The following is a 16103-nucleotide window of genomic DNA, read 5'->3' as shown; positions in this document are numbered from 1 at the left end:
GTGTTTGTGGCGGGGGTTTCGTGTGATCTCACCTGGGGGTGAGGTGACTGCCCGGCGGGGGAAAGATGAGGATGTCCTCTGATGACAGGGCATGGGCGATCTCGCGGCGGTTCTTGCGGAAGATGGGCCTTATGCCGGAAGATCTTCTGTAGATGGCCCGATATGGAGGATGATTCACGGGTCCCGAGAGGGTGGCCGCACGAGGGGAGACGGCGATGGCGCCGCAGGGGAAGCTGGACCTCGACCCGGAGGTGGTGCGAACCGCCCGGCGGCTGGCCGCCCAGGCCGCCGAGCCGATCATTCGAATGGCCCGATCTCACACCACCGTCTCCGTCGAGCGGGCCCTGCTGCGCCTGTGCGGGCTCACCGGCGCCGACGACGAGGGCCGTCCGTGGGTCAACCACCTCACCGACGCCGTCCGCGACCAGGTCGGCCTGGAGCACGGCGTGGCCCTGCCGGTCTGGGACGCGCTGCTGGACGGCCCGCACCGGTCGCTCGGTGACCTCGCCCGCGCCGCCGCGCGGGGCCGCGTCTCCTTCCGCCTGCCCGCCGACACGGACGCCGCCCGCGCGGCCGCCTCGGACGCCGCCCGCGCGGGCATCGCCCGCATCGACCGCCGCCGCGCCGAACGCGACGCCCTGCTGCGCGAACTGCCCGCCCCCGACACCGCCGACCCGCCCCGGCCGCTGGTCTACCTCATCGTGGCGACCGGCGACATCTACGAGGACATCCCGCAGGCGCAGGCCGCCGCGCGGGAGGGCGCCGACGTCGTCGCGGTGATCCGCTCCACCGGACAGTCGCTGCTGGACTTCGTCCCCGAGGGCGCCACCCGCGAGGGGTACGCCGGCACGTACGCGACCCGCGAGAACTTCCGGCTCATGCGGGCCGCGCTGGACGACGTCTCCCGCGAGCTGGGCCGGTACGTGCGTCTGACGAACTACGCGTCGGGGCTGTGCATGCCGGAGATCGCCGCGCTCGCCGGGCTGGAACGCCTGGACATGATGCTCAACGACTGCATGTACGGCATCATCTTCCGCGACATCAACCCCCGCCGGACGTTCATCGACCAGCGGTTCTCCCGGCAGATCCACGCCCGCGCCGGGATCGTCATCAACACCGGCGAGGACAACTACCTCACCACCGCCGACGCCGTCGACGCCGCCCACACCGTGATCGTCAGCCAGCTGCTGAACGAGCGATTCGGGCACGAGGCGGGTCTGACCGACGCGCAGCTCGGCCTCGGTCACGCGTTCGAGATCGACCCGACGGTCCCCGAGTCGTTCCGGCTTGAGCTCGCGCACGCCCAGCTGGTCCGGGAACTGTTCCCCGCCGCGCCGCTGAAGTACATGCCGCCGACCAAGCACATGACCGGCAACATCTTCGCCGGGTACCTACTGGACGCGTTCTTCAACCTCGCCGGGGTGATGACCGGGCAGTCCATCATCCTGATCGGGATGATGACCGAGGGCATCCACACCCCCTGGCTGTCGGACCGCGACCTCGCGCTGGAGAACGTCCGGTACGTCCGCGACGCGTGCGGGAACATCGCCGAGGACTTCCGGCCCCGCCCGGACGGCATGCTCGTCCAGCGCGCGAAACGGGTGCTGTCGGAGTCGGTGGACCTGCTCGCCCGCATCGCCGACGACGGCCTCCTCGACGCGATCGCCGAGGGCACCTTCGGCGTCACCCGCCGCCCCCCGGACGGCGGCAAGGGCCTGGACGGCGTCGTCCCCCGCGCCGACGGGTACGTCAACCCCGCGATCGAGATCCTCGACGCCGAGAACCCGCACCCGGCCGCCGGCGTCACCGCCGGCCCGGCCGAACAGGAGGTGCCCGCATGACGGTCCAGGTCCCGGGAGCGCACGCCCCCGCCGACCCCGCCGACACCCGGCAGGTGATCCGCCCCTACGGCGACACCACCGGCGACGGCATGGTGCAGATGTCCTTCACCCTGCCCGTCCCGGCGGGGAAACGCGCCGACGCCGCCGCCCTGCAACTCGCCGGGAAGATGGGCCTGGACCCCGCCAGCGTCGTCCACGCCAAGCCGATGGGCCCCGACTTCACGTTCTTCATCGTGTACGGGAAGGCCCGGCACCTTGTCGACTACGCGTCCATCCCCGTCCCGGAGGAGCGCGCCTACCCGCTGCTGACGTCACAGGAGGTCAACCTGGCGATCCGCCGGACGCTGAACCGGCGGCTGGTCGTCGTCGGCGCCTGCATCGGCACCGACGCGCACACCGTCGGCATCGACGCGATCCTCAACGTCAAGGGGTTCGCCGGGGAGAAGGGCCTGGAGTACTACCGGGAGATCCAGGTGGTGAACATGGGCGCGCAGGTGACCGTGGCGGAGCTGGTGCGGCGCGCCAAGGCCGAGAACGCCGACGCCGTCCTGGTGTCGCAGGTCGTCACGCAGCGCAACGCGCACCTGCACAACACCAAGCAGATGGCCGCCGCGTTCCACGCCGAGTACCCGACCGCCGTCGCCGGGGGGATGGGACGGCCGCTGCTGGTCGTCGGCGGCCCCCGGTTCGACACCGTCACCGAGACCGATCTCGGCGTCGACCGGATCTTCGGCCGGGGCACCACGCCCGCCGAGGTAGCCAGCTACCTCGTCCACGCCCTGCTGCCCGCCGAGGACCGCCCCGCCGAGGCCGCCCGGACGGACGAGCCGACCGACGAGCCAACGGACGACACGGCAGACACGGAGGAGACCGGTGAGACGGGGGAGGGGCGATGAGCGGCGCGCGTGAGGGGATGACCGTCACGCACCGCCGGTACATCCCCTACTCCCACGCCCACTACGCCGGTGACCTCGTCGACGGCGCCTACGTCCTCGGGCTGTTCGGGGACGTGGCCACCGAGATGTGCGTCCGCGCCGACGGCGACGAGGGACTGTTCGCCTCCTACTCCGACGTGCAGTTCCGCGCCCCCGTCCGGGCCGGGGACGTCCTGGAGACCTCCGCCGTGCTCGTCCGCGTCGGCACCCGCAGCCGCGTCCTGGACTTCGAGGCCCGCGTGGTGTGCCGGGGCCGTCCCGAGGCGGGGGAGTCCGCCGCCGAGGCCCTCCCCGAGCCGATCGTCGCGGTCACCGCGACGGGGACCGTCGTCGTTCCGGCCCGCCAAAACCCCTGACCTCGCGATCATGGTGTTGAGCTGGGAGAACATGGAGTCGCCGCAGAACATGAGGCGGTTGACAAGGTGGCGGAAGCCGGTAGTTTTGCTGCAGTCCAGCACGGGACTCACCGATCGGCCGCCCGAGGCGCCGCCGGGCACCGCGCCACGACGGGACGGGGATCACGCGAGTGGTCGGCAGCCGTGCCCGCCCGAGCCAGCGCGGTGGTCCGAGGCCGTGCCCCGGCGGAGCCGCCCGATCGGGCGGGGGGTTGGACCCGGGAAGGGCCCGGACATCCAGTAGAAAACGGAGCCTCGTTCTCACCGCCTGTGGGACGAACTCCGGCCCGACGGATGTCGCGGGCCCTCTTCCGTGTGCCCGCCGTCCGCCCGCCGTCCGCCCGCCGTTTCGTCCGCTGTTTCGTCCGCTGTGGGCGCGGGACGGGACCCGTCCGCCGTGGCCGGCCCGGTCGCCGTGGTGGCCACGGCCCGGTAGCGTTCCTGCCAACGGACCGAGGAACGAGGTGGGACGTGGCCCAGGAGACCCTTCCTGACCGGTCGCCGACCGGCGACCCCGGCCGGGATCCCCATGGCCCCGCGGGCCCGGCACCCGCGACCCGGCCGGACGGGCGGGCCGAGAGGCTGCGGCACTGGCTGCGCGTCGGCGGCCGCGCCGGCTGGCCCCGCACCCTCAGCGCCGCCACCGCCGGGCTGGTCATGTGGCCCGCGTTCCCGCCGTACGACCTCACGTTCCTGGCGCCCGTCGGGGTCGCGCTGTTCATCTTCGTGCTGCGCGGTCTGCCCGCCCGAACCGGCGCCTGGCTCGGCTTCGTCGGCGGCGCCGCGTTCTTCCTGCCCGTCCTGGAGGGGATCGCCGCGATCGGGCCGGACGGGTGGATCGTGCTCAGCCTCGTCCAGGCCCTGTACTTCGTGCCGCTCGGCGCCGGGATCTGCCTGGTCACACGGCTGCCGCTCTGGCCGCTGTGGACGGCCGCGCTGTGGGTCGGCGAGGAACTGGTGCGCGGGCACGTCCCGTTCGGCGGGTTCCCGTGGGCGCGGCTCGCGTTCAGCCAGACGGCCACGGTCCTGACGCCCTACGCCTCCTACGGCGGCGCGCCCCTGGTCACGTTCCTGACCGCTCTGATCGGCGGGCTGCTCGCCTACGCCGCCGTCGCCGCCCACCGCGCCCGCACCGCCCACCCTGCCCGCACCGCCCACCGAGACCAGCGCCGCGCGGACGATCGGGCAGGCGGTGAGGGGAGCGACGAACCGAGCGGTGAGACGCCCGGTGAGAAGCGGCCCGGTCTCCTGGCCGCCTTGGTGCCCGTGGGCGCCGCGCTCGGCGCCGTCGCGGCGCTCGCCGGGCTCGGGGCGCTGATCCCCACCCCCACCGCGGGGCGTCCCGTCACCGTCGCCGTCGTCCAGGGCAACGTGCCCCGCCTCGGCCTGGACGCGCTCGGCCAGCGCAAGGCCGTCCTGAACAACCACGTCCGGGCCACCCACGAACTGGCCGCGAAGGTCCGCGCCGGCACCCTGCCCCGGCCCGAACTGGTCGTGTGGCCCGAGAACGCCAGTGACCTGGACCCCTACAGCGAACCCGAGGCGTACCAGGCCATCGACGGCGCGGTGCGGGCCGTCGGCGTCCCCGTCCTGGTCGGCGCCCTCACCGACACCCCCGACGGCGAGAAGGTCGAGAACCGCGGCATCGTCTGGGACCCGAGCACCGGGCCCGGCGACTACTACGTCAAGCGGCACCCCGTCCCGTTCGGGGAGTACCTGCCGTTCCGCGACGTCCTCACCAAGCTGATCACACGGTTCGAGCAGATCCCCCGCGACTTCGCCAAGGGCACCCGCTCCGGCGTCATGCGGCTCGGCCCGGTGACCGTCGGCGACGTGATCTGCTTCGAGGTCGCCTACGATCGGGAGGTCCGCGACGTGGCGCGCGGCAGTCTGCTGGTCGTGCAGACCAACAACGCCACCTACGGCCGCACCAGTCTGCCGCCGCAGCAGGTCGCGATGTCCCGGCTGCGCGCGGTCGAACATGGCCGTACGATCTTGGTTGCCGCGACCAGCGGCATCAGCGCGATCGTCGCCCCGGACGGCCGGATGATCGACAGGTCCGGGGAGTTCGTCCCGGACCTGCAGGTCGCCACCGTCCAGGCGCGGACGTCGCGGACGCTCGCCGACCGGGTCGGCGCGGCGCCCGAACGGGTGCTCGCGGTGCTCGGGCTCGGCGCGGTCTGCGCGGCGGCGTGGACGGCGGTCAGGAAGGACGAGGGGAACTGACACCGATGGAGATCCCAGCCGACCTCGGCCGGGTGCTCGTGATCATCCCGACGTACAACGAGCGGGACAACATCGAACGCATCGCCGCCCGGGTGCGCGAGGCGGTTCCGTCGGTGGACCTGCTGGTCGTCGACGACGCCAGCCCGGACGGCACCGGCGAGGTCGCCGACGCCATGGCCGCGGACGACGAGCAGATCAAGGTCCTGCACCGGGCGGGCAAGGACGGCCTCGGCCCCGCCTACATCGCCGGTTTCCGGTGGGCGGCCGAACGGGGCTACGACGTGATGGTCGAGATGGACGCCGACGGTTCGCACCAGCCGGAGGAACTGCCGCGCCTGCTGACCGCGCTGCAGGACGCCGACCTGGTCATCGGCGCCCGCTGGGTCCCCGGCGGCAAGGTCCGCAACTGGCCCAAGCGGCGTGAGGCGCTGTCGCGCGGCGCCAACACCTACGCCCGGCTGATGCTCGGCATCCCCCTGCACGACTCCACCGGCGGCTACCGCGCGTTCCGCGCCGCGACGCTCGACAAGATCGGGTTGGACGGTGTCGACTCGCGCGGCTACTGCTTCCAGATCGACCTGGCGCTGCGGGCGTTGCGGCGGGGACTGCTCGTCGTGGAGGTCCCCATCACCTTCGTCGAACGCGTCCACGGCACCAGCAAGATGAGCCGCGACGTGATGATGGAGGCGGCGGTGCGCATCACCCAGTGGGGCATGGCCGCCCGCGTCCGCCGGGCCCGCGCCCGCAGGCTCGAACGCGCCCGCCGCTGAGCCCGGCACCCGCCGGGAAACGTTGGGGGGTGTTCCGGCGTTGTCAGGGGAGAGAGGGATTCTTCTCCCCGCGACCCGAAGATGGAGTCATGCTGCCGCTGCTACTGGTCCTGGCATTCCTGGTGATGCCCGTCCTGGAGATCTTCGTGATCATCCAGGTGGGCGGGGTGATCGGCGCCTGGCCCACGGTCGCGCTGCTGGTCGCCGAGAGCCTGCTCGGCGGCTGGATCGTGCGGCGCGAGGGCCGCCGCGCGTGGCGGACCCTGGAGGCCACGCTGCGCCGCGGCGTCATGCCCGACCGGGAGATCGCCGACGCCGCCCTGATCCTGGCCGGCGGTGTGCTGCTGCTGACGCCCGGGTTCGTCACCGACGTGTTCGGGTTCGCGTTCGTCCTGCCGGTCACGCGTCCGCTCGTGCGCCGCGCCCTGTCCCGGTACGCGTCGCGGCGGGTCCGGGCCTCCGCGCACCACGACGGGATCCGGACCCGCGTGGTGTTCCCGCCCGGCTTCGGACGGGCGCAGACCCCGCCGGGACCGGTGGTCCGCGGCGAGGTCGTCGACGACGTCACCGAGGGCGACGACTCCCCGTCCCGCGCCTGACCGCTCAGGCGTCCCGGACGGCGAACAGCACCCCGCCGACCAGCATCGCCGCCGCCGCGTACCCGGCGAGCACGCCCAGGCCCGGCCACGGCCCGATCGGAAGCCGCTCCAGGTCCCGCGTGGACTGGACGGCCAGTCCCGCCGACATCGGCGCGACCTTCTCCAGCCGTTCCCGCCATGCCGCGTCCCCGACGAGCCGCGTGACGATCGGGACGATCCACAGCAGCGCCAGCACCGCCGTGGTCGCCGCCGCCGTGTCCCGCAGGGCCGTCGCGACGCCGAGGGACAGCAACGCCACCAGCACCAGGTACAGGACGGTCCCGGCCGCGGCCCGCGCCGTGGCGCCGTCCAGCGGCGACAGCGGCGGATACCCGTGCGCGGCGGTGAACCCGTTGCGGGGCAGGATCCCCCGGCCCACCGCGAGCGCCGCCAGCACCCCGACCGCGCCCGCGGCGGCGACGGCGCCGGCGACCACGGCCGCCTTGGCGGCCAGGACCGTGCCGCGGCGCGGCACCGCCGCCAGCGTCGCGGTGATCGTCCCGGTGGCGTACTCGCCGCCGACCGCGAGGACGCCGAGGACGATCGCGGCGATCTGACCGAGCCGCACCCCCGACAGCGCCAGCCTCGGCGTGTCCTCCTCGCAGGCGGCCGGGGTCACGCAGTCGGCGGTGTCGACGCTCCCGGTGACCGCCGCGCCGACCGCGACGGTGATCCCGGCCAGCGCGAACAACAGCCACCCGGTGCTCGGCAGCGTCCGCAGCTTGGTCCACTCCGCCCGGACCGCCCTGCCGGCCCCTCCGCCCCTCACGCTGCTCATCACGCTGCCCGTCACGCCGCGTCCCGGCGCCTGACCAGCCACGTCGCGACGAGCATCGCCACCGCCGCGTACGCGCACAGCACCCCGAACCCGGCCCACGGGCCGATCGCCCGGTCGAACCGGTCGACGGTGTGCTGCACCGCGAACCCGGCGGCGGGCGTGACCCGTTCCAGCCACCGCGCGGCCGACAACGGCAGCCCGGTCGCCACGATCTGCGGGAGCAGCAGGAGCAGCAGCACGATCGTGATCGCGGGCGCGCTGCGCCGCACGATCGCCGCGACCGCCAGACCGAGCACCGCGACGACGCCCATCAGCGCCGCCGTGCCCAGCACGGCCCGCAGCACCGCCGGGTCCGACAGCGGCGGCGGCGCGAGCCCGCCCGCGCGCAGTAGCGGCGCGGCCAGCAACATCGCGCCGAACGCGGCGACCAGCCCCGCCGCGAGCGACGCCACGCCCACCACGACCGCCTTGGCGGCCAGCACCCGGCCGCGCCGCGGGCTCGCCGCGAACGTCGTGCGCACCATGCCGCGCCGGTGCTCGGCCGTCATGAACAGCACCGCCACGGCGACGATCGCGGCCTGCCCGATCAGCGCGCCGGTGAGGGTGACGCGGGTGACGTCGTCGGCGAACGCGTCATGGCCGATGTCACCGGACCCGGCCAGCGTGAACGTCCCGCCCTCCTGCGTGCTACCGCCCGTGCCCTGGTCGGCGGGCCCGCCCGGGGCGCCGCGGTCCCGCCACCGCGCGCCGGGCCACGCGGGCGACACCGACACGTGGTCGAACGTGGCGCGGGTGTCGGAGGGCGCCGAGTCGACGGTCTCACCGCCGAACCGGCGTTGGACCTTCGCGGTGTTCGGCGCGGCGACGAACAGGCCCGCCAGGGCCGTGCGGGGCAGCCCGTCCAGCGTCACCGACCCGACGCGCCGCCAGTCGCGCCCGTCCGCGGACTCGAACCCCGTCACGGTCGTGCCCGATCGGACCAGCCGCAGCCAGCGCGGCGCGGTGCCCGTCCCACCGCCCTGCCCGTCGCCCTTGTAGCCGGTCTGGAGCCGGACGCCGTGCCCTGGGGTCACCATCAGCGCCGCGTACGGTGTGGCGCGGTCCGCGCTGCCGCGGACCATCAGCCCCGCCTTCGCCCACGCGCCGCCGCCCCCCTGGGACGTGACGCGGGCGACGACGGCGCCGTCCCCGGCCAGCGGCTGGTAGGTGAAGTGCCCCAGGTCGTGGATCTGCACCCGGTCGGGGTCGGAGATCCCCTTGCCCGTCCCGGACGCCTGCGCGCCGGCGGCCGTCAGCAACGCCACCAGCACGGTCAGCGCGACCGACGCCAGGAGGGTCAGCGTCCACCGGGGGACGGTCCGCAGCTTGGTCCATTCGGCCAGCAGCAGCCGCCCGAACCCGTCGCGGGCCTCGTCCTGGACGGTGCTGCGGTACGGCGTCACGGCGGTCGGCCCCGGGGCGGTCACGGCGCCACCCGCCCGGTCACGGCCTGGAACTCCACCGCGTCCCGGGTCAGCTCCATGTAGGCCTCTTCCAGCGACGCCCGGTACGCGGCGACCCCGCTGAACGTCACCCCGGCCCCCGTCAGCAGGGCGATGATCCGCTCGGAGTCCAGGCCCGCGACGGTCACCGCGTCCGTGCCGTGGGCCGTGACCGTCGCGCCCGCGTGCGCCAGCACGGTCATCGCCTCCTGCCGCCGGGCGGTGCGCAGCTCCACCCGGCCGCCGGACGCGGCGTCCAGCAACTCCCCGACACCGATGTCGGCGATCAGGCGGCCCCGGCCGATCATGACGAGGTGGTCGGCGCCGCCCTCCAGCTCGCTCATCAGATGGCTGGACACCAGGACCGCGCGGCCCTCCCCGGCCAGTGACCGCAGCAACCCCCGCATCCAGGCGATGCCGTCGGGGTCGAGCCCGTTCACCGGCTCGTCGAACATCAGCACGGGCGGGTCGCCGAGCAGCGCCGCCGCGATCCCGAGCCGCTGCCGCATACCGAGCGAGAACCCGCCCGCGCGGCGTCCGGCCGCGCCGGTCAGCCCGGCCAGTTCGATCACCTCGTCGACACGGCGGACGGGCAACCCGTTGGCGTGCGCGAGCCACCGCAGATGGTCGCGGGCCCGCCGCGCCGGATGCACCGCCGACGCGTCCAGCAACGCCCCGAGCCGGCACAGCGGCGTCCGCAGCGACCGGTACGACCGCCCGCCGACCAGGGCCGTGCCCGCGTCGGGCCGGTCCAACCCCATGATCATCCGCATGGTGGTGGACTTGCCGGCGCCGTTCGGGCCGACGAACCCAGTGACCCGCCCCGGGGCGACGGTGAAGGTCAGGCCGTCCACGGCGGTGGTCGGCCCGTACCGTTTGCTCAGGCCACGCACTTCGATGGTTGCGTCCATGGCCTGGGAGGCTACGGACCGCCGCGGCCGGGGGCATCCCGCCGTGGACCGGTTCCGGGCGGCGGGGGCGGAGGGACGCCGCGTCCCTCCGCCGGGGGACGCCGCCGCGCCGCGTTCACGCCACAATGATCGGCGTGGGTCGTAGCGGGATCGTGGGTCGTAGCGGGATGGGTCGCAGGGGGAGGGGAGCGGAACGCGGCGCGCGGTGGCCGGGTCCGTGGCCCGCCGCCGGGGTCTGCCTGGCCCTGGCCGGGACGGCCGAGGCGGCCCTCAGGACCGGGGGGTCCGGCGCGGCGCTGTCCCTGGCCATCGTGGTGGACGTGTGCGCGGCGCTCCCGCTCGTCCTGCTCCGTGACCGTGTCCGCGACCGTGTCACCGCCGCCGCCGTGACCGTCACCGCGGCCGGCGCCGCGGCGTGCGTCATGCACCGCGGGGTGGCCGTGACGGCGGTCGTCGCGTTCGTCGCCGTCTGGTCGGTGTACGTCCGGCGCCGGACGCGGCGGCGCCGCGCCGCCGCAGCGGCGCGGGACGCCTCCCGCCGGGCGTTCGAGAACACGCTGCTGGAGCACACCGCGCGGGGCGAACGCGCCCGCATCGCCCGTGAACTCCACGACGTCGTCGCCCACCACATCTCGATGATCTCCGTGCAGGCGGAGACCGCGCGGCTCGCCGTGCCCGGCATGCCGGACGAGGGCGCCGAACGGCTGCTGGCCATCGGCGACACCGCCCGGACCGCGCTGACCGAGATGCGGCGGCTGCTCGGCGTGCTGCGCGAGGACGCGGGCGCCGAACCGACCCGCCGCCCCCAGCCGGGCCTGCAACAACTCCTGGACCTGCTCGACGAGACCCGGGCGTCCGGTCCAGCGAGTGTCCGGCTGCGCGTCCGCGGCGCCGTCGCGGCCCTGGAACCGGGGGTGGAACTCGCCGCCTACCGGATCGTGCAGGAGGCCCTCACCAACGCGCGGCGGCACGCGCCCGGCGCCGCCGTCGACGTGGAACTCGACTACGCCCCGGAGGCCCTGCGCGTCAGCGTCCGCGACAACGGTCCCGGACCCGGCGACGACGCTGAAACCGGCACGGGGCACGGGGGCGAGGCCGGGGTCGCGGGGCATGGCCTGCTCGGGATGCGGGAACGCGCCGCCGCGGTCGGCGGTGCCCTGCGCACCGGTCCCGGGCCGGTCGGCGGGTTCCTGGTGGAGGCGACGCTGCCGGCACCGGAAGGCGACCGGTCGTGACGGTCCGTGTCGTCGTGGCCGACGACCAGGAGGTCGTCCGCGCCGGGTTCGGCGCGCTGCTCGGCACGCAACCCGACCTGGCCGTCGTCGGCACCGCCGCCGACGGCGCCGCCGCGGTCCGCGTGTGCCGCGACCGGCGACCCGACGTCGTGCTGATGGACGTGCGGATGCCCGTCATGGACGGCATCGAGGCCACCCGCCGCGTCGCCGCCGCCCCCGACGCGCCGCGGATCCTGATGCTGACCACGTTCGACCTCGACGAGCACGTGTACGACGCGCTGGTCGCCGGGGCCAGCGGGTTCCTGCTCAAGGACGTCACGGCCGAGCGGCTGTTCGACGCCGTCCGGGTCGTCGCGGCGGGGGAGGCGCTGCTGGCGCCCGCGGTCACCCGCCGTCTCATCGGGGAGTTCGTCCGGCTCCGCCCGCGGGCGCCGTCGCGTCCGTCCGGCGCGCTGGAGACCGCGCTGGAGACGTTGACGGCGCGGGAGACCGACGTCCTGCGCCTGGTCGCCGAGGGCCTCAACAACGCCGAGATCGCCGCCCGCCTCACGGTGGGGGAGGAGACGGTCAAGACGCACGTGAGTCGCGTCCTGCGCAAGCTGGGGTTGCGTGACCGGGTCCAGGCGGTCGTCGCCGCCTACGAGAGCGGCCTGATCCTGCCCCGCTCAGGCCGGTGACCGACGGACCTCAGGGCCAGGCGGTGCCCCCTGACCAGGTGCGGACATGGGGCGGGCCCGTACCGTCATCGGTACGGGCCCGCCCAGAAACTCCTGTGCCCCTTTGCTGTTCCCCTCGGTCGTTCAGGTGCCGCTCACGCGGACTTCCTGCGTCCCGCCCGCAGGATCTCCAGTCGTTCCGCGAGAACCTCCTCGAGGTCCTCGACGGTCCGGCGTTCCATGAGCATGTCCCAGTGCGTGCGCGGTGGTTTACCCTTTTTCGCCTGGGGCAACTCCCCGTCGACCCGCAGGGCCGTGGCGCCGCAGTTGCGGCATTCCCAGGTCATCGGCACCTCGGCCTCGGCTGCGAGCGTCACGGTGAACCGGTGGCCCTTGGTACAGGTGTAGTCCACCTCTTGCCGAGGGGCCAGATCGGTGTTGCGATCGTTCTCGTAGCTCGTCGCTCCGAGTCGGGTGCCGCGAAGTGCGCGCTCGGCCATCGTCACGTGCCTCCCAGACGGCTTGCGGTCTTGCCCTGACCAACGCTGAATCCCGTGACAAGATTCCCCGGGGCGGCATGATCCAATCCTGTCGTTTGCGGACGGCCGCGGGCCGGGCCGGTCGCGGCGCCCGGTCGGGGCGTCACCGGCGGGACGTGATGACCTCGTCGATCAGGCCGTATTCCTTGGCCTGCGCGGCCGTGAAGAAGCGCGTGCGATCAAGATCACGGCGCACGGTCGCCGGGTCCCGCCCGGTGCTCTCCGCCAGGATCGCCTCGGTCTGCTCGCGCAGCCGCAGCACCTCCCGGGCCTGGATGTCCAGGTCGGCGGCATGGCCGCGGGCCACCTCGATCGCCGGTTCCCCCAGCACGATCCGCGCCCCGCTGAGCGCCGCCCGCCGGCCCGGCGCGCCCGCCGCCAGCAGGATCGCCGCGGCGGCGCCGGCCTGCCCGACGCAGGTCGTCTCGATCGGGGGCCGGACGTAGCGCATCGTGTCGCAGATCGCCAGCATCGCCGTCAGGGACCCGCCGGGGGAGTTGATGTACAGGGCGATGGGCCGGTCGGCGTCGATGCCCTCCAGCGCCAGCAGTTGCGCGGTGACGTCGTTGGCGCTGGTGTCGTCCACCGGCGTCCCGAGGAACACGATGCGGTCCTCGAACAGCTTGTCGTAGGGGTCGGAGTCCTTGCGCCCGTAGGCGGTCCGCTCCTCGAACTCGGGGACGAGATGGCGCCGTTCCGTCCGTGTCATGTTCCCACCCGGTCGGTGCTGTCGACGACGTGGTCGACGAAACCGTAGTCGCGGGCCTGTTCGGCGGTGAACCACGCGTCCCGGTCCCCGTCGGCCTCGATCTGTTCCAGCGGCTGCCCGGTGTGGAACGCGGTCCGCTCCGCCAGGGTCCGCTTGAGATAGAGCGACTGCTCCGCCTGGATCTTGATGTCGGACGCGGTGCCGCCGATCCCGCCGTGCGGCTGGTGCATCATCACCCGGGCGTGCCGGAGCGCGTACCGTTTGCCCCGCGTCCCGGCGCACAGCAGCGTCTGTCCCATGGACGCCGCCATGCCCATCACGACGGTGGATATGTCGTTGGGGACGAACTGCATCATGTCGTAGATCGCCATCCCTGCGTCCACGACGCCGCCGGGCGAGTTGATGTAGATCGTGATGTCGCGCCGCGCGTCCTGCGCCGCCAGGAGCAGCAACTGCCCGTTGATCCGGTTGGCGACCTGGTCGTCGATCTCGGTTCCGAGGAACACGATCCGCTGGGCGAGGAGCCGCTCGAACAGCTGCGCCTGCGCCAGTTGCGGCGCCTCGGTCACGCTGACCCTCGCCCGGCCCACGAACGTCTCCACCGGTCGCCCGCCGTCCCAGTGCCGCTGTTCACCGCGCATACCGACCGCCTTTTCTGTACAGAATGTACATTACGTACATTGGACCGTAGTGGTGGTGGCGGATCGAGGCCAGAGGAGGACGGAGGGTTTCGCTATACGATGAATCACGTGGATGTTCCGGTAACCGAAGCACGCGCCCAGTTCGCCGACCTGGTGAACCGGGTCGCCTACACCGGCGAGCCCGTCAAGCTGACGCGGCGGGGCCGGGTGATGGCCGCGCTGGTCAGCCCGGAGGATCTGGAGCTCCTGGAGACGATCCGGTCGCAGCGCGTCGAGCTGACGCAGCCCGCGCAGCCGGCCGCGCCCGTGGAGCACCCGCGGCCCGCGCCGTCGCCGATGCGCGTCGCGGCCGAGTACCGCCCGCCCGGTTTCACCCGCTGAGTCCCGCGGACCGGGCCGCGTCGGCGAGTCGGTCAGGCGGCCAGGTCAGGCGGCCAGGTCAGGTGGTGGCGGTGGGGTGGTCCCACAGGCCGCGTGCGTCCATGACGTCGCGGAGGGTGAGGAGGTCGTCGGTCATGATGCCGTCCACGCCGAGGTCGAGGAGGCGTTCCATGGCGGCGCGGTCGTTGACCGTCCAGGCGTGGACCCGCAGGCCCAGTTCGTGGGCGCGGGCGATGAACGCGTCGGTGACGAACGGGAGGGGCCCGAGGCCGTAGGGGACCTGGGCGCAGGCGACGCCGGTGGCGGCCAGCCGGATGAGCTTGGCGGTGGGGCCGCCGTAGGACTTGGCGCGCAGGGCCATCACGCCGCGGGGGCCGAGCGCGGTGCACACGTCGTGGCCGGTGAACAGGGGGAGCCGGGCGCGCATCTGGGCCAGCCGGCGCGTGGAGAACGAGGTGATGCACACCCGGTTCCAGGCCTTGGCGCGGTGCAGCGCGGCGGCGAGGGGGCCGATGACCGGCGCGTCCTTGAGGTCGATGTTGACGCGGGCGTCCGGGAAGGACGTGAGCAGCTCCTCCAGCCGGGGGATGGGCTCGGTCCCGCCGATGCGGGCCTTGGCGACCTGCGCGTAGGGCATCCGGGCGATGGTCCCGGCGCGGTCGGTGACGCGGTCCAGGGTGCGGTCGTGGAAGGCCACGACGACGCCGTCGGCCGTGGCGTGGGCGTCGGTCTCCAGGTAGCGGTAGCCGAGGTCGACGGCCCGCTGGAACGCGGCCATGGAGTTCTCGGGCGCCCCGCCGGCGCCCCCGCGGTGGGCGAAGGGGATCGGGCCGGGGTGGTCGAGGAATTCGTACGAGCCGCGCACCCGTCCGATTATGACGGACCTCGGGTCGGGCCTCTCGACCAAGCATGACCTTACTATGTAAAGGCATGGGGCTGGTGAAGGCTTGCTGCTACGGTCGGCGCGGCAATCGATCAACGAGGGAAGCGAGCCGATGGCGAATGTGGACGAGTACCGGGCGACGTTCGAGTTGGTGGACGTGGACGGCGACGGGTACATCTCGACGGCCGAGTTGAAGAACCTGATGAGCAGGCTCGGGCAGGACATCACCGACACTCGTGCCGTGGAGGTGGTCGTGGCCGCCGACGCCAACGGGGACGGCAAGATCTCCTTGCCGGAGTTCGCCGCGCTGATGGAGCGGACCGCCCGCCGTTGACGTCGTCCGGTGCCGCCGTCAGGTCCGGCGTCGCCGGATCTTGAGGAGGTTGTCGGTGCGGGTCATGGCGCGTCCGTCGGGGGCGGTCTGGAGGCGTTCGTGCTCGCCGCTGAGCAGCACGTCCCAGGCGCCGTCCGGCAGCCGTAGCGAGGCCAGGACCTCATCGGCGGTGGGTAGGTGCGCGTGCGGGTGGGCGTCCGGGTCCCAGGGTGGGGGACCGGCGTGGCCGGCGATGAGCAGGATGCCGCCGGGTGCGACGGCGTCGGCGGCGGCGCGCAGGATGGCCGCGCGGGGCATGTCCTCCCCCGGGGAGTGCAGGAACGCGGTGCAGACCAGGTCGTAGGTGCCTTCGGGGAAGGACGCGGCGAGGTCGTGGCGCTGGAAGTCGACGCGGTCGGCGACGCCCGCGGTGGCGGCGTGGTGGGCGGCGCGGTCGAGGGCCACGCGTGAGATGTCGGCGGCGGTGACGCGCCAGCCGTGCCGCGCGAGCCAGATCGCGTCGGCGCCCTCGCCGCAGCCGAGGTCCAGGGCGTTGCCGGGTTCCAGCCCGGTGACCTCCCGGACGAGGACGGCGTTGGGTTCGCCGCTCCAGAGGTGGTCGTGCTCGCCGTAGCGGGCGTCCCAGTACTCCTGGCCGGTGGTGGTGTCGTCCATGCCCCCGATGGTGGACCCGCACCGGGACGGCCCGCGAACCCTGTTGCCGTTTCCGCAATCAGGGCGACGGCGCCTTCGCCGAGCGGCGGCCCTGTC

The 16103-nt window shown here is 73.7% G+C and carries 18 protein-coding genes; 10 read left to right on the top strand and 8 right to left on the bottom strand.

What is annotated here, in order from left to right; translation table 11 throughout:
- Positions 1–215 precede the first annotated feature (215 nt).
- From kamD to D0T12_RS17035, 6 genes are all read left to right on the top strand, one after another.
- Positions 216–1841, top strand: a complete 1626-nt coding sequence (gene kamD / locus D0T12_RS17060) for a lysine 5,6-aminomutase subunit alpha (RefSeq protein WP_117400599.1) — start codon at positions 216–218, stop codon at positions 1839–1841.
- Positions 1838–2737, top strand: coding sequence for a lysine 5,6-aminomutase subunit beta (gene kamE, locus D0T12_RS17055; protein WP_117400598.1), 900 nt, complete (start codon positions 1838–1840; stop codon positions 2735–2737). Before kamD ends, kamE begins: the two co-directional genes overlap by 4 nt.
- Entirely contained in the window at positions 2734–3132 is a 399-nt protein-coding gene (gene kal, locus D0T12_RS17050; protein ID WP_117400597.1) for a 3-aminobutyryl-CoA ammonia lyase, read from the top strand. Before kamE ends, kal begins: the two co-directional genes overlap by 4 nt.
- A gap of 510 nt (positions 3133–3642) precedes the next feature.
- The gene (gene lnt, locus D0T12_RS17045; RefSeq protein ID WP_233526122.1) at positions 3643–5397 is read left to right on the top strand and encodes an apolipoprotein N-acyltransferase; all 1755 of its coding nucleotides are present in this window, start codon (positions 3643–3645) and stop codon (positions 5395–5397) included.
- Between the two features lie 5 nt (positions 5398–5402).
- Complete coding sequence (locus D0T12_RS17040) at positions 5403–6167, top strand: polyprenol monophosphomannose synthase (protein ID WP_117400596.1); 765 nt, start codon at positions 5403–5405, stop codon at positions 6165–6167.
- A gap of 89 nt (positions 6168–6256) precedes the next feature.
- Positions 6257–6766: an FxsA family protein gene (locus tag D0T12_RS17035; protein WP_117400595.1), complete on the top strand. Its 510-nt coding sequence runs from the start codon at positions 6257–6259 to the stop codon at positions 6764–6766.
- A 4-nt stretch (positions 6767–6770) separates the two neighbouring features.
- Here D0T12_RS17035 and D0T12_RS17030 read toward each other — a convergent pair whose 3' ends face one another.
- Genes D0T12_RS17030 through D0T12_RS17020 form a run of 3 tightly spaced genes read right to left on the bottom strand, consistent with a single transcriptional unit; the run spans position 6771 to position 9975 of the window.
- Entirely contained in the window at positions 6771–7583 is an 813-nt protein-coding gene (locus D0T12_RS17030; RefSeq protein ID WP_233526121.1) for an ABC transporter permease subunit, read from the bottom strand.
- An 11-nt stretch (positions 7584–7594) separates the two neighbouring features.
- Entirely contained in the window at positions 7595–9049 is a 1455-nt protein-coding gene (locus D0T12_RS36620) for a DUF1349 domain-containing protein (protein ID WP_233526120.1), read from the bottom strand.
- Positions 9046–9975, bottom strand: coding sequence for an ABC transporter ATP-binding protein (locus D0T12_RS17020; RefSeq protein ID WP_117400593.1), 930 nt, complete (start codon positions 9973–9975; stop codon positions 9046–9048). The genes D0T12_RS36620 and D0T12_RS17020 overlap by 4 nt, the downstream gene beginning before the upstream one ends.
- Positions 9976–10142: 167 nt before the next feature.
- Between D0T12_RS17020 and D0T12_RS17015 the strand changes: the two genes are divergently transcribed.
- Together D0T12_RS17015 and D0T12_RS17010 are read left to right on the top strand one after the other, a co-directional pair.
- A complete protein-coding gene (locus tag D0T12_RS17015) occupies positions 10143–11210 on the top strand; it encodes a sensor histidine kinase (RefSeq protein WP_199487511.1) in 1068 nt (355 codons plus the stop codon).
- Positions 11207–11887, top strand: coding sequence for a response regulator (locus D0T12_RS17010; protein ID WP_117400591.1), 681 nt, complete (start codon positions 11207–11209; stop codon positions 11885–11887). The genes D0T12_RS17015 and D0T12_RS17010 overlap by 4 nt, the downstream gene beginning before the upstream one ends.
- Before the next feature lie 134 nt (positions 11888–12021).
- On the opposite strand, the gene D0T12_RS17005 is transcribed toward D0T12_RS17010, so the two are convergent.
- The 3 genes from D0T12_RS17005 to D0T12_RS16995 all read right to left on the bottom strand — a co-directional run bounded on the left by D0T12_RS17005 (position 12022) and on the right by D0T12_RS16995 (position 13755).
- The gene (locus D0T12_RS17005; protein ID WP_067802035.1) at positions 12022–12366 is read right to left on the bottom strand and encodes an RNA polymerase-binding protein RbpA; all 345 of its coding nucleotides are present in this window, start codon (positions 12364–12366) and stop codon (positions 12022–12024) included.
- 142 nt (positions 12367–12508) lie between these two features.
- The gene (locus D0T12_RS17000; protein ID WP_117400590.1) at positions 12509–13114 is read right to left on the bottom strand and encodes an ATP-dependent Clp protease proteolytic subunit; all 606 of its coding nucleotides are present in this window, start codon (positions 13112–13114) and stop codon (positions 12509–12511) included.
- On the bottom strand, positions 13111–13755 hold the full coding sequence (locus D0T12_RS16995) for a ClpP family protease (protein ID WP_117400589.1): 645 nt from the start codon (positions 13753–13755) through the stop codon (positions 13111–13113). Before D0T12_RS16995 ends, D0T12_RS17000 begins: the two co-directional genes overlap by 4 nt.
- 108 nt (positions 13756–13863) lie before the next feature.
- Here D0T12_RS16995 and D0T12_RS16990 point away from each other — a divergent pair, with 108 nt between their 5' ends.
- Positions 13864–14136 carry a type II toxin-antitoxin system Phd/YefM family antitoxin gene (locus D0T12_RS16990; protein ID WP_199487510.1) on the top strand — a complete coding sequence of 91 codons (273 nt, stop codon included), beginning with the start codon at positions 13864–13866 and terminating at the stop codon, positions 14134–14136.
- A gap of 58 nt (positions 14137–14194) precedes the next feature.
- On the opposite strand, the gene D0T12_RS16985 is transcribed toward D0T12_RS16990, so the two are convergent.
- Complete coding sequence (locus D0T12_RS16985; protein WP_199487509.1) at positions 14195–15001, bottom strand: glycerophosphodiester phosphodiesterase; 807 nt, start codon at positions 14999–15001, stop codon at positions 14195–14197.
- Positions 15002–15131: 130 nt separating this feature from the next.
- Between D0T12_RS16985 and D0T12_RS16980 the strand changes: the two genes are divergently transcribed.
- On the top strand, positions 15132–15353 hold the full coding sequence (locus D0T12_RS16980) for an EF-hand domain-containing protein (RefSeq protein ID WP_117400586.1): 222 nt from the start codon (positions 15132–15134) through the stop codon (positions 15351–15353).
- A gap of 18 nt (positions 15354–15371) precedes the next feature.
- On the opposite strand, the gene D0T12_RS16975 is transcribed toward D0T12_RS16980, so the two are convergent.
- Entirely contained in the window at positions 15372–16007 is a 636-nt protein-coding gene (locus D0T12_RS16975) for an SAM-dependent methyltransferase (protein ID WP_117400585.1), read from the bottom strand.
- Positions 16008–16103: the final 96 nt, after the last annotated feature.

It is taken from the genome of Actinomadura spongiicola (assembly GCF_003432485.1).
GTDB classification, from domain to species: domain Bacteria; phylum Actinomycetota; class Actinomycetes; order Streptosporangiales; family Streptosporangiaceae; genus Spirillospora; species Spirillospora spongiicola.
This window is presented reverse-complemented; position numbering and strand designations above follow the sequence as displayed.

What these genes read in the sequence shown, in the direction of transcription:
- D0T12_RS17020 (WP_117400593.1), bottom strand. Translation starts at nt 9,975, where the DNA reads ATGGACGCAACCATCGAAGTGCGTGGCCTGAGCAAACGGTACGGGCCG.
- D0T12_RS16975 (WP_117400585.1), bottom strand. Translation starts at nt 16,007, where the DNA reads ATGGACGACACCACCACCGGCCAGGAGTACTGGGACGCCCGCTACGGC.
- kamE (WP_117400598.1), top strand. Translation starts at nt 1,838, where the DNA reads ATGACGGTCCAGGTCCCGGGAGCGCACGCCCCCGCCGACCCCGCCGAC.
- D0T12_RS17040 (WP_117400596.1), top strand. Translation starts at nt 5,403, where the DNA reads ATGGAGATCCCAGCCGACCTCGGCCGGGTGCTCGTGATCATCCCGACG.
- D0T12_RS17030 (WP_233526121.1), bottom strand. Translation starts at nt 7,583, where the DNA reads ATGAGCAGCGTGAGGGGCGGAGGGGCCGGCAGGGCGGTCCGGGCGGAG.
- D0T12_RS16980 (WP_117400586.1), top strand. Translation starts at nt 15,132, where the DNA reads ATGGCGAATGTGGACGAGTACCGGGCGACGTTCGAGTTGGTGGACGTG.
- kamD (WP_117400599.1), top strand. Translation starts at nt 216, where the DNA reads ATGGCGCCGCAGGGGAAGCTGGACCTCGACCCGGAGGTGGTGCGAACC.
- D0T12_RS16995 (WP_117400589.1), bottom strand. Translation starts at nt 13,755, where the DNA reads ATGCGCGGTGAACAGCGGCACTGGGACGGCGGGCGACCGGTGGAGACG.
- kal (WP_117400597.1), top strand. Translation starts at nt 2,734, where the DNA reads ATGAGCGGCGCGCGTGAGGGGATGACCGTCACGCACCGCCGGTACATC.
- D0T12_RS17015 (WP_199487511.1), top strand. Translation starts at nt 10,143, where the DNA reads ATGGGTCGCAGGGGGAGGGGAGCGGAACGCGGCGCGCGGTGGCCGGGT.
- D0T12_RS17005 (WP_067802035.1), bottom strand. Translation starts at nt 12,366, where the DNA reads ATGGCCGAGCGCGCACTTCGCGGCACCCGACTCGGAGCGACGAGCTAC.
- D0T12_RS17035 (WP_117400595.1), top strand. Translation starts at nt 6,257, where the DNA reads ATGCTGCCGCTGCTACTGGTCCTGGCATTCCTGGTGATGCCCGTCCTG.
- D0T12_RS17000 (WP_117400590.1), bottom strand. Translation starts at nt 13,114, where the DNA reads ATGACACGGACGGAACGGCGCCATCTCGTCCCCGAGTTCGAGGAGCGG.